9 protein-coding genes are annotated in these 13409 nt (G+C 39.2%); 3 read left to right on the forward strand and 6 right to left on the reverse strand.

The annotated features are described in order from the left end of the window. Position 1: 1 nt before the first annotated feature. The gene (locus BW935_RS01135; protein WP_076497714.1) at positions 2–868 is read right to left on the reverse strand and encodes a M23 family metallopeptidase; all 867 of its coding nucleotides are present in this window, start codon (positions 866–868) and stop codon (positions 2–4) included. Positions 869–1060: 192 nt separating this feature from the next. Here BW935_RS01135 and porW point away from each other — a divergent pair, with 192 nt between their 5' ends. The 3 genes from porW (at position 1061) to uvrC (ending at position 7850) form a co-directional block, all read left to right on the forward strand. Further along, positions 1061–3676: a type IX secretion system periplasmic lipoprotein PorW/SprE gene (porW, locus tag BW935_RS01140; protein WP_076497716.1), complete on the forward strand. Its 2616-nt coding sequence runs from the start codon at positions 1061–1063 to the stop codon at positions 3674–3676. A 27-nt stretch (positions 3677–3703) separates the two neighbouring features. Next, on the forward strand, positions 3704–5977 hold the full coding sequence (locus tag BW935_RS01145) for a penicillin-binding protein 1A (RefSeq protein WP_076497718.1): 2274 nt from the start codon (positions 3704–3706) through the stop codon (positions 5975–5977). A gap of 67 nt (positions 5978–6044) precedes the next feature. Next, positions 6045–7850, forward strand: a complete 1806-nt coding sequence (gene uvrC / locus BW935_RS01150) for an excinuclease ABC subunit UvrC (protein WP_076497720.1) — start codon at positions 6045–6047, stop codon at positions 7848–7850. 21 nt (positions 7851–7871) lie between these two features. Here the strand turns inward: uvrC and porN are convergent, their stop codons facing one another. The 5 genes from porN to BW935_RS01175 all read right to left on the reverse strand — a co-directional run bounded on the left by porN (position 7872) and on the right by BW935_RS01175 (position 13395). Further along, the gene (porN, locus tag BW935_RS01155) at positions 7872–8684 is read right to left on the reverse strand and encodes a type IX secretion system ring subunit PorN/GldN (protein ID WP_076497722.1); all 813 of its coding nucleotides are present in this window, start codon (positions 8682–8684) and stop codon (positions 7872–7874) included. Positions 8685–8714: 30 nt separating this feature from the next. Beyond that, positions 8715–10313: a type IX secretion system motor protein PorM/GldM gene (porM, locus tag BW935_RS01160; protein WP_076497724.1), complete on the reverse strand. Its 1599-nt coding sequence runs from the start codon at positions 10311–10313 to the stop codon at positions 8715–8717. Between the two features lie 43 nt (positions 10314–10356). Continuing rightward, on the reverse strand, positions 10357–11160 hold the full coding sequence (gene porL / locus BW935_RS01165) for a type IX secretion system motor protein PorL/GldL (RefSeq protein ID WP_076497726.1): 804 nt from the start codon (positions 11158–11160) through the stop codon (positions 10357–10359). A gap of 51 nt (positions 11161–11211) precedes the next feature. Next, the gene (gene porK, locus BW935_RS01170; RefSeq protein WP_076497728.1) at positions 11212–12306 is read right to left on the reverse strand and encodes a T9SS ring complex lipoprotein PorK/GldK; all 1095 of its coding nucleotides are present in this window, start codon (positions 12304–12306) and stop codon (positions 11212–11214) included. A gap of 117 nt (positions 12307–12423) precedes the next feature. Beyond that, a complete protein-coding gene (locus tag BW935_RS01175) occupies positions 12424–13395 on the reverse strand; it encodes a PorP/SprF family type IX secretion system membrane protein (RefSeq protein ID WP_076497730.1) in 972 nt (323 codons plus the stop codon). Between the last annotated feature and the right edge of the window lie 14 nt (positions 13396–13409).

The raw sequence follows: 13409 nt of genomic DNA on the forward strand, positions 1-13409 counted from the left end.
ACTAATTAAACGTTATAAATTCTTGGGGATTGAGTGGGCTACCTTTATACCAAAGCTCAAAATGTAAATGTTGACCTGTGGTTAATTCTCCAGTATTGCCAATGATTGATATGATCTCACCTCCTCTGATCAGATCTCCCACACTTTTCAATAATACGGAATTATGCTTGTAAAAGGAAACTAATTCATTGGAATGCTGTATCCCTATTACATAACCAGTCTCAAGTGTCCATGATGACATGATGACTGTGCCATCAGCGATAGCCTTGACTGGTTCATTCTCTATAGCTACTATATCTACACCGAAATGGTTGGCTTGGGGCTCAAATGCAGCTACCACTATTCCCTTGATGGGTGGGAAAAAGTAGGTTTCTGTAAAGGTGTTTGACATCATAATAGGTGAGCTGGAAAAATCCATCGGTACTCCTCTAAACTCCTCCTCTATGGCTCTGGTGGATTCACTTTTTTTGAACAAGTCTATCTCCTTGCCAGATCCGCTTTCCAAAGAAACAGAGTCGCCGAGTATTACCCCACTCTCCGTTTCACCGGCTATGACCATTTGAATATTACGAACATATAGGTCCCTTTGCCTGACTTCCATCAACAGTGAATCTATGCTATCCGATAATTCAAGTATCCTTGCTGTATTTTCAGTCTCTAGATACTCTGGATCAAACCATGCCTTTAGAAAGGTCCTCGAAGCAAATAAAGAAAGTGCAAAACATAAAAACAGAAACAAAACGAAAATCAAGCCCACCTTCAGCTTGGTAATACTCAGGGAAGTGATCACAGAGAAATCTTCCTCTTTTCTGATTACAAAAAGAAATTTTGTGTCAACCCAACTTTTTGCTTTTTCTCTAAGTCCCAACTTACGTGTATTAAAGTGATTGAATATTGACCCCCAAATGGATGGTGTTTGAGCAGGAATTGTCTGCAATGTCAGAATTGCTCAGGCTAATTTGAAGTAATTCGAATTCTCAAAAATATAATATTAATCCAAACCGTTTAATAAATTGATCCAAATCCTTTATTTTGGACACTTATATTTGAGACCTCAGCAATGAAAACGCAATTCGCCTGCATTATTTTATTTTTGCCCCTGCTTTTTTCGGCATGCTCCTCTGAAAAAAACACTTTTACCAATAGACTCTATCACAATACCACGTCGAGATACAATGCTTATTATCTCTCTAACCAAAAGATTCAAGAATTAGAAAATATCATCAAGAAAAACCACAAAGAGGATTTCAGCCAAGTGCTACCAGTATTTTATCCCATCGATAGTGCGACCATTGATCAGCATAGAGAACTTTTAAAAGACGCCAGGGAGCTCTCCTCAAAAGCTATTGATTGGCACAGGATCAGCAAATGGGTAGATGACAACTATTACTTGATCGGCATGGTGGATTATTACCAAGCTGATTTTGATGATGCTATCAATACTTTCAAATATCTCAACGTCAATAGTAAGGACAGAAACTTAAGACATCGAAGTTTGATCCAATTGATGCGGATCTTTATCGATCTCAAAAGCTATGATGATGTGGTATTCGTGATCGATTACCTTTCCAAAGAATCAAGAATCAACAAAGAAAATAGATTCCATCTTTTCAAAACTCTGGCATATTACTATGATAGTCAACAAGACGTGGAAGGAAAAATTGGTGCTTTGGATAGGGCTTTGAATTATACCAAAGACAAGAAAGAAAAATCTAGAATCAATTTTATCCTTGCGCAACTTTATCAAAGAGAAGGCTTGGATGCTCAAGCATATAACCTCTACAATGAAGCTCAAAAAGGCAATCCACCTTATGAAAGAAGTTTCTTTGCGCAATTATACGCACAACAAGTAGCCGAACTCAACCGCTCGAAAGATGTACGAAGGGTGAGAAGCTATTATGATGACCTCTACAAAGACAGCAAAAATAAAGAACTCAAAGACGTTGTACTTTATGAAAAAGCTTTGTTTGAGTTGAAACAAGATGAAAAGGAAGAAGCTGTCAATTTATTGATTAGAGCAGCACAAGAGCAAGGAAATAACCCCATACAGAAAGGCTACATCTATCAGAAATTGGCCGAGATCAGCTTAGACTTTGACAAGGATTACAGAGCGGCCAAATACTATCTAGATAGTGCCTTGATGAATTTCAGGCCCATAGATCCTGCTTTTGACCAAATTCAAGCTCAGAAAGGTATTTTGGATGATTACGTCACCCATTTTGAGACCATTAGCAAAAATGACAGCCTAATCAGAATCAGCAAACTGAGCCCTGAAGAACAAGAACTGGTCGCAACCAACTTTATCAAATCAGAAGAAGAAAGACTGATGAGAGAAGCCGCAGCAAAAGAAAAAAACAAAAGTAATAGCGGTATTTTTGATAATTTATTGGCTTTTGGCGGTCGAGGAAGTGGAGAGAGCTTCTACTTTGACAATGCTGTGGCAATGCAACAAGGGGCAATTGACTTTACCCGAAACTGGGGCAATCGTCCACTTCAGGATAACTGGAGGAGGAGTAACCAAAGTTTTGCTACAAGCAGCGGTGAAGTAGAAGAAGAGCGTGAAATAGCTGAAGAGGAAAGTAATGAAGAAAGCATCTTTGAGCAAATCCCTACCAAAGAGTCATTACTCAGTCAAATTCCAAATTCTGAAGAAGACGTTAACCGACTCAACAATCAGCTGGAAATAGCTTATTTCGAGCTTGGCAAACTACTGTTTTTTGATTTCAAGGAACCTGAATTATCTATAGATAACCTCGAAAGTCTAATTACCAGCTATCCCAATACGATCAAAAAGCCTGAGGCCTATTATATACTTTACTTGGCACAAAAAGAACGAGGGGGAAATGCCGACCTATATAGCCAAAGACTCAACCGTGAATTCCCAGAGTCACCCTTCACTTTCTCGGTCAATAACCCCGACCGAGTATCAGGAAACAGGGCCTATATAGCTTCTTCCAATCAGTACAAAATCGCATATGAATTGTATCAGAATAGAAATTATACTGAAGCTAGAAAAATACTCCGCAGTACATTAGAAGAATACCCGCTTACTAGGAATACTGATAAGTTGCTACTGTTGGATGTGATGATCTCGGGAAAACTTGATGATCGAGATAGATACAAAACCAGACTTGAAACCTATATTCAAAATACAGAAAATCCAGAGCTGTTAAAAATGGCAAGAAATATGCTAATAGCACTAACTGGAGAAAAACCTGAGATAGAAAAAGTAGCAGAAGAACTTCCTATAGAAGCTAAAACCGATACGGAGGCAGATTTGGAAGATGATGAAGAGGTCGAGGAATCACCTTACAAAGAAAATCCTAACCAAACACATATCTTTGTCATCGTCTTAGAGCCAGAAAAGTCTCGAGATGCTAAGAGCCTCCTCGGTGATTTAGAAAGCTTCCACAATGCGAACTTCTCCAACTCAAGACTTCGAACAGGCAATATGAACTTGAATAGAGAAAATGCGATTTATATTGTCAGCCCATTCAATAATGCCGAGAAAGCGCTTGAATATAGAAATAAGTTCATGGAGAGCTTCACTACTGAATCCATCAGTGGTGAGGATAAAGCAAATAGCTTCTTGATTTCAATAGAAAACTTTCAAGAGCTCAACAAAAGGAAAAACATAGAAGAATACAGAAACTTCTACAAGAAAACGTACAAATAAAATTAAACACCTTCACCTCATTGAATAATGACCCAAAAATTAATTAAGTATATCTGGATCATATTTGCAGCTGGCCTGTTGGGCTTTATCATTTTTGTCTGGTCCGTAAGTATCAATTTCTTGGGGCTATATGGCGAACTCCCAAATTTCAAATCACTTGAAAATCCTCAAAGCGAACTTGCCTCAGAGCTATATTCAGCTGATGGGGTGCTTCTCGGAACATACTTCAGAGAAAACAGGAGCCCAGTGACCTACAATGATCTAGCACCAAGCTTGATCAATGCCCTGATCGCTACAGAAGATATTCGATTCAAAGAGCATTCAGGTATCGATTTCCAGAGTATGGGCAGAGTACTATTCAAATCCTTGATCCTAAGACAAGGCGCCGGAGGAGGAAGTACACTATCCCAACAGACTGCAAAAAACTTATTTAAAACTAGGACTTCGGAGTCTCAAGGGCTACTGAGTAAGGTTCCTGGCTTACGCATGCTGATTATCAAAACCAAAGAGTGGATTGTCGCGGCCAAGCTAGAAAAAGCCTACACAAAAAATGAAATCCTAACCCTATACCTCAATACCTCTGAATTTGGAAGTAATGCATACGGGATAAAAACTGCCGCGAAGACATTTTTTGATAAAACACCGAATGATCTCGACATCCAAGAGTCAGCCGTTTTGGTCGGGCTTTTCAAAGCGCCTACCTATTACAGTCCGGTATTTAACCCAGAAAACTCCTTAAGAAGAAGAAATACTGTTTTGGCACAGATGGAAAAGTACGATTTCATCACCAAAGCCGAGTTTGATTCCTTAAAAGCGCTACCTATTGAATTGAACTACAAAGTCCAAAGCCACAATGAAGGCCTAGCTCAGTATTTCAGAGAAGTTGCCAAAGCTGAATTGATCAAATGGACCAAAGAAAACCTCAAGCCAGACGGAACTAGCTATGACCTCTATGGAGATGGCTTGAAAATCTATGTAACCATTGATAGCCGGATGCAGCGCTACGCAGAAGAGGCAGTAGACGAACATATGCGAGATCTTCAGAAGAGATTCGAACAAGAAATGGGCAATAGAGACCCTTGGATCGATGAAAATGGTCGAGTAATTCCAAACTTCTTGGAGACACAAGTAAAAAGGACAGAAGCATATAGAAATCTCGCTCGCCGATTTGAATCTCATCCAGATTCGATACAGATCAAGCTCAATGAAAAGAAAAGGATGAGGATTTTCTCATGGGATAAAGGCGAAATAGACACCCTGATGAGCACCATGGATTCCCTTAGACATTACAAGAAACACCTGCAAACTGGTTTCGTATCCATGGATCCAGAGACAGGACATATCAAAGCATGGGTTGGTGGCATCAATCAGAAATACTTCAAATATGACCACGTAAGACAGGGGAAAAGACAGCCTGGATCTACTTTCAAACCATTCGTGTATGCAGCTGCAATAGAAAATGGATACAGCCCATGCTATTCAGTCATCGATCAACCTGTAGAAATCAATATCCCAGGACAGCCTACTTGGAGCCCTAAGAATGCTGATGGTAAATTCACCTATGAAAAGATGACGATCCGTCTAGCTATGGCTCAATCCATCAACTCAGTCACAGCTTACATGATGAAAAAGCTCAGTCCAAAAGTGGTGGTAGAAACTGCTAGAAGACTTGGAATCACCAGTGATCTAGAAGAAGTACCTGCATTAGCCTTAGGGACCAATGATGTTTCTATTTATGAAATGATTGGAGCATTTGGCACATTTGTAAACAAAGGAGAGCATATCACTCCATTCTTCATTGATAGAATTGAGGACAAAAATGGCAATCTACTTCATCAATTCACTCCAAGAAAACGACCAGCCATGTCTGAAGAACATGCTTATCTAATGGTCTACATGCTCAGAGGTGGATTTGAAGAAGAGCGAGGCACCTCTCAGGGTGTGCCTTATGCGCTACGTGAAGGAAATGAACTAGGTGGTAAAACAGGTACCACCCAAAATGCATCCGATGGCTGGTACATGGGAATCAGCAAAGACTTGGTGTCTGGTGTATGGGTCGGTGGTGATGATCGAGCCATTCATTTTAGAAGCTGGGTCAATGGCCAAGGTGGTAGGACCGCTAGGCCAATTTGGGTGAAGTACATGGAAAAAGTCTATGCTGATCAATCTTTGGGAATTACCAAGGGACCTTTCCCAAGACCCGAACGACCGCTGAGCATAGAAATCGACTGTGATCAATATGAAAGACAAAGCAATAGATTCAGTGACTTTGACTACGATGCTAAAAAGAATGATTTCTAAAAATAAATAATCCAGCAATTCAAATTAACAGCCTCTAGTGAGGCTGTTTTTTTATATTTGTAAACCTATGGAAGCATCTTTTTACACTCCTGAAGAATACAATTTACTCCCTGATCAACCGGGAGTATACAAATATTACAATGAATCCAAAGAGCTCATCTATGTAGGGAAAGCAAAAAGTCTAAAGAAAAGAGTTGCCAGTTACTTTGTCAAAAACACAGGTGTCAATCACAAGACCCGTAGAATGGTCAGAGAGATTCGACAGATAGAAATCACCCTGGTAAACTCTGAGTTTGATGCGCTTCTTTTGGAAAATAACTTAATCAAAAAGACGCAACCCAAGTACAATATCTTACTCAGAGATGATAAGACCTACCCTTACTTGCTACTGACACAAGAGAATTTCCCTCAAATCTTTCCCACTAGAAAAATGATCAAAGGCCGAGGAACGTACTTTGGCCCCTTTGCAAGCGTCAAGGCTATGAACAATGTCCTTGATTTGATCAGAGGACTTTTCACTATCCGTACTTGTAAGCTAGATCTAAGCCCCTACAAAATTGCAGAACAGAAATATAAGGTTTGTTTAGAGTATCACATTGGTAACTGTCTTGGGCCATGTGAGGGGTTACAAGGTGAGCCTGCCTATATGAAAGACATAGAACAAGCCAAGCATATTCTCAAGGGTAATCTGGGCATTGCAAAAAGCTATTTCAAGCAAAGAATGCAAGAAGCTGCAGAAAAGTACGAGTTTGAGATGGCTCAAAGATTTAAAGATAAATTGGACCTATTGGAAAAATACCAAGCAAAGTCAATGGTCGTCAATCCAAGCATCAGAGATTTGGATGTATTTACCATTGTGACAGATGATAAATTGGCCTTTGTAAACTTCCTGAAAATCAAAAATGGCAGCATCAACCTAACAAAGACCGTCGAGCTAAAGAAAAAACTAGATGAAACAGAATCCGAATTGCTTCTCACAGCTATCGTCAGGCTGAGAGATCAATTCAATAGTGAGTCCCCAGAAATTCTGGTAAATATTGAACTAGAGGAAGCCATAGAAGGACTCAATATTTTAGTCCCAAAAATTGGAGATAAAAGGCATCTAGTAGACCTTTCCTTGAAAAATGCCAAATACTATAAAAAGGAGAAGGCCTTGGCCGCCGGAGATGTTCAGGACAAAAAGTTCAGGGTACTCAAACAACTCCAATCAGACCTATCACTCAAGGAGCTTCCCGACCACATCGAATGTTTTGATAATTCCAATATTCAAGGGACAAATCCGGTAGCCTCTATGGTATGTTATATCAATGGCAAGCCAGCAAACAAAGAATATAGGCATTATCATATCAAAACAGTCGAAGGACCCAATGATTTTGCTTCCATGACAGAAGTAGTAGGAAGAAGGTATAAAAGACTCTTAGAAGAAGAAAAACCATTACCCAAACTGATTGTCATCGATGGCGGTAAAGGCCAGCTATCCTCTTCTGTGGAAGCCTTAAAGAATTTAGGTATTTATGGGCAAGTTCCCATCATTGGCATAGCCAAAAGGCTTGAGGAAATCTATTTCCCAGAGGACTCCTACCCAATTCATATCGATAAGAAATCAGAGTCTTTGAGGTTACTTCAGAGAATCAGGGACGAGGCACACCGCTTTGCTATTACCTTCCATAGAGATGTTCGAAGCAAAAATGCCTTTGGGACTCAGCTTACCGAAATCGAAGGAATTGGATCAGGCACTGCAGAGAAACTCTTGAAACATTTCAAATCTCTAAAAAAAATCAAGGAAGCTAAGTCAGAAGAAATCGAGCAGGTAATCGGAAAAAATAAAACAGCAATTTTGCTAGAGGGACTAAATAAAAAAAGCGGCGATTGAAATCAATCGCCGCTTTTTTTATTACCATTCCCAAAGGGCATTTTCCCAATCGAGAAGTCTATATTCGAAATCTAGAGCATCTAAGAAGGCCTGTAATTCTTGATTTGGATGATTTGGATTAACCATATCCACAATCAAAGCATCATCTTTATTAGCATACTTTCTAACTACTGATCTGAACAATCTCAAATCAAAGGCTTGATCATATCCCAGTTCCTTTGACGCATTTTGAAAGTTGATCCACTTGGCTTCAGGATGATCTTGGAAATGATTGTAGAAATCCTTGAATCTAATGAAAGCAATAGTCTTCTGACCTGCATTGGAATTAGTCTCTGAAGGCATGACTAGTTCAATATACTTCACATCAAATTTCGTCTGGGAATGATGCCTATCAAATAGAAAATCTTCTCTGAAATCTAAATAATACAAGTTCTTCATGAAGATACTATCTCCATTTGCTGCTATCCAGAAATTATTCTGAAACTCAGCAATAGAAAGTGGCTTAGTGAAGTCCTCATCAGCAAATACTTCCAAAGCATTGTCTTCAACTACAGCTTTGTAAATATTGGTCATGATTCCGTTGGACTTCGCATCTCCAGAACCATAGAGCGGCAAATTGTATTTTTCTCTTAGATCTATTCTTCTCCAAACCGCAATCTGATACAATTTATCATCTTCACGAATTGGTCTAATAGAAAATACAGTATCTTTCTTGAATTGCCTATCTCCTCCACCTGATGGGTTCATGCTCGTAGGCACTTGAGCCATCAAATCTGTATTAAGATAAAATCCCAAGAAGATTAACAGTCCGATTAATTTAGCATGCTTTTTCATATGCTGTATGTTTCACGCCGTAGCGTATGTTTACTTGATAATAACATTTGAAATCTGTGGAGATGACAAAGGCATTTTAATTTTTCTATTCTGGAAGTTTGTTCTGGTAATTTCTGTTACTCTGATCACCAAACGATCTCCAGGTCTTGCTTGCTCTGCTAAGTTTCTAATGCTTACAGATTCTCCTGAGATACTTACAGAACCTCTAGGCACCTCACTTCTCACTAGCGTAATTTCTCCACCAGTCACCTCGAATTTCGCATCTCTAGCCATAGTTCTTGCGAATGTAGGCTCAGCTTCTGCTTTGATCAAAATACTCTGAATCGGAGAAATACCCTGACTCATGTCTATCGGACCTTGTGTAGTAGAAGGCACGATGGTAGGCATAGGTACAGGCTTGATATCATAGCTCACATCATCGATTTTATTGCCACCACTACTTACTCCGATCACTGTCTTTCCAGAAGGACCAGGTATGATAGTCACTTGGCCTGGTCTAGCACCAGCGATAGCAGTACCATTAGATACAGAGAATGATGGTGAATAGCTATTACCTAATGCAGGAACATCAATAAATAGATCGTTAGCACAATCAGCATATAGCTGGTTTACTACCTCAGAAGTCACTTTAACCACAGGCTGAGCTACGAAATATTCGTATTCAATATCCAATACTTGATCCTCTCCACCTACATTGGTGATGATTTCACCCTTGATTACTCTTCGAGATAAGCCTCTATCATCGTATGAACCAGGACTAGCTGTAAATTCAATCTTACCAAAACCATTTGTTACTGGTACTTCTCTACCGTCCACGAGCATTTTTGGGACATCTGATGAAGAACTTGAAGCGATGAACATATCGGCTTCAAATTTAGTCCCAGCGGCTACTACATTAGACAATGCGGCTATTCTTGCTTGAACGATATCTGCTTTGTAATAGAACGAACCAATGGTGTTAGTAATTGCAACCAATGACTCACTTTCTACATTCAATACCTCATTCTGAAATTGAGATATCAATGTCAGAACTGCACCTATTGGAGATTTGACAAATGTCAAATTCACAAAATCTTTGGTTCTAACATCGGGATTATTCTTAAACAAGTCTATCTCTTTGGCATCTTTAGCGATCGGCTGAAAATTCATATCAATGCCAATTTCTCTTAGCATTGCTGACACTTCTTCTGGATACTTGTTTAGGATTTCCTGCATTTCATAACCTTTGCGGTTATTATTGAAGATGTTGCCTGGGATATCTACGTTCTTCAATGCTGAAGTTTTGAACTGACCTTGATCATCCACAGCATTGGAAGCTGTGATCAATTCTTGCTTCATAGACTCCAAGTAAGTGAATACTTCAGCAGACTTCTTACGAATTTCCTGAGCTACTTTTACTTTTGGAACATCCTTCTCATTATTACCTTGCTGCTCTACAGTACCAGCTATAGACTGCACTGCAAATTCATTCTTCTGTATATAATTCTTTGATGTTCTTTCTAGTCCATCATTGATCAATACAAATTTTTGTAGGATTTGATTGGATACCTGAAGTGCTAACAATGCCGTCAACACAAGGTACATCATCCCAATCATCCGTTGTCTAGGGGTTTCTTTACCTCCGGCCATATTATTTCTCTAAAAGATTAAACATTTTGCTACAAAATGGGGCTTAACCTTTCATGGCTGATAACATACCACCATATATTTTATTCAATGAACTTACGTTGGCGTTCAACTTAGCCAATTCATTTTTGAATGCTTCAGTTTCCTTACCAGCTTCATTCAATCCTTCTAAAGCAGAAGTCATATTAGAGTAGAACTTATTTAAAGTCTTCACATGAGAATTTGCATCCTGCAATTCCATTTCATACACATTATTCAGTGCTGCCAAATTCTTGGTCACTGCTACTACTTGCGTATGGTATTCTTTAGCATCTGTAGAAGCGGAAGACATTTCAGTCAAAGCTGCAGCAGTCTTTCCATAGGATTGATTGATATCAACCAAGGTTTTAGAAGCTGTTTTTACATTTTCTGCATATTCATTAGTTGCAACCGCTGCGTCAGATAACTTACCCATTTTTTCAGCTGAGGAAGCAAGATTTTGCATCCCTTTTCCTAAGCTCTCAATCAATTCAGGGCCAATTTTAGCTTTCTCAAGCATTTCGTCTAATTGCTGGGTAGAACTAGGGCCTGCTGCAACTTTAGCGGCTGCTCTTCTCTCAGCTGGAGTGTCTCCCGCTAATTCGGGATAAACCTTCGTCCAGTCTAATTCTTCATGCTTTGGCTCAAATGCAGAAAGAAAAAATATAACTGCTTCTGTTGAAAGGCCGACACCGATCATCAAACTAGCAAAAGGCCAATCTAAGATTTTGAACATCGCACCAAGGATAACGACCGCTGCACCGATACCATAAATCTTTGGCATGATAGAGCCATAAAATTTATACTTAAATGATTGTTTGTTCTGTTCCATTTTAATTAAAAGTGTAATTGTACGTGATTAAGTTATTTTTAGAGTTGTTTATTATCGTTGTCTTCTTCTATTGTTGTTGACATTCATAGAACCTGATCTTCCAATGAAGGTCATTGTAGTTCTAAATCCAATGTGTGCTGTTTTCACATCCTGGTATTCATAAGTTCTAGTACTTGTCTCAAGGTAGTGTGCGATATCTTTCCAGGACCCACCTCTTACTACTTTTCTAGATTCACCTTCTTTGGTAAACTTAGGGTCCAAGTCCCATGTCAATGCTGTACCAACCTCACTGTAATCATCTAGTACCCATTCAGAAACATTACCAGCCATATTGTACAATCCAAAGCCATTTGGAGCATATACATCTACAGGTGCTGTGTAGGAGAATCCATCATCGATATAGTTACCTCTACCTGGTTTGAAATTTGCCATCAAGCATCCTCTCTTGTTTTTCAAGTAAGGACCTCCCCATGGATACTTGGCCACATCCTTTCCTCCTTTGGCAGCATATTCCCACTCTGCTTCTGTAGGCAATCTGAAAGGAGGCATCTCGTAGTTAGATTTATCATTGGCATTCATGTGATAAGTTCTCCAGGTGCAGTACATATTAGCCTGCTCCCAACTTACACCTACTACAGGATAATTGTCAAATGCAGGATGGTCAAAATAAAACTCCATCAATGGATCACCATAATGATAAGAGAAACTCGAAGTCCAAACAGTTGTGTCAGGAAGCACTTCGTCCAAATTGAACTGTGGTGGATCCTTCAATGTAGTAGGTGTAGAATAGGAATATTCTCCAAGTCTAACCGCTTCTACAAATTGTCTGTACTTATTGTTGGACACTTCATATTTGTCCATGTAAAATTCCGAAATGGTAACCTGCCTATTGAAGGCTGATTGAGTGGTGGCGATATCTTCATCCGCCTGCCCCATCCAGAATGTACCTGCCTTGACAGCCACCATATCGATTGGAAGATTCTGTTGCCAACCGACACGCTTGGCGACACCGGTTACTTCCCCTCTTCTGTTATCCTTTTCACTTGCAGATCCTTTCTTCCCAAAAAGTCCACAACCTTGTAAAAACGAGGCTGTTAAAAGCATCGCAATCACTGGAAAAAACCTTGAAATCATTTTTTTATACATAAATGACAGTAATTAAGTTATGTAAATAACTGATAATTTTCTATTTACAACGAAAGCGAAATTTAAACGAAAATTTGACAAAAACACTAATCATTTGTCAAATTTTACGCATTTTCTTTAGAACCTATATCTAGGTGTCCGCTGTATTGCTCTTTGAAATTCCCTAGAAACCTGTGGCAAATTGTAGGTCAACATGAACTCGTGACTCGTAGGAGATTTGGCTTCGAGCCCTCCTACTACCAAGTCAAATGCATAACCTATTCTCAATGAATTGTCTCTCAAAAGACTATATCCTACTAGTAACGATACCGATTCTTCCCCTCTATAGGCTAGACCTGCACTTACTTTTTGATTATGTGTGGCTATAACGCTCAGGTCATATGAAAAATTATTAAATGAAACCGTTTTTAAAAGAAAACTTGGCTCAAAAGTCCAAAATGCAAATGTTCTTATTCTGTATCCTGCATTCAAATAAGAATGATTCCTCAACTGATTCCCTATTGCTCCTTCTCCGAAATCAAAGCCTGGCTCATTCAAATGACGTGAGCTGATACCCACGTAGAAATTTCTTTGATCATAAATTGCTCCAAAACCCACGTTGAAATTCATTTGGGTTTCTCTTCCTCCAGCAGGTACTGCTCTATCTGGGTTGACTAAGTTCCATTCATCATATTTGAGCGTACTGGAAAAAACCCCAGCAGAAGCACCCAAACTTAACACCCCTCTACGTAGCCTCAAGTGATATCCCAAAGAAAGGTTGATTTCCTGATTGGTGGTTGGCCCAATATTTTCATTGACAAATGACAAACCATAACCCAGGTTGGTATTATCTAAAGAACCTGATGCTGTTAGTAATTGTGTAATAGGTGCAGGGCCATTTGCTCCTGAATAGTTGGCCCATTGTGTTCTGTGTAAAGCTGAAAAATTGTAACCTTTTTCTTTTCCTGCAAAGGCAGGATTATAAAAAAGCCCATTATACATATATTGTGTAAACTGGGCATCTTGTTGAGCATTGGTCTCAGGGCTATATAAAACAACCAAAACCAAAAATGGTAAAAATCTAAGTGTGAAGTCTTTCAGCTTAACCATGTATTAAAAGATTT

The sequence above is a fragment of the Belliella pelovolcani genome (genome assembly GCF_900156785.1).
In the GTDB taxonomy this organism is placed as follows: domain Bacteria; phylum Bacteroidota; class Bacteroidia; order Cytophagales; family Cyclobacteriaceae; genus Belliella; species Belliella pelovolcani.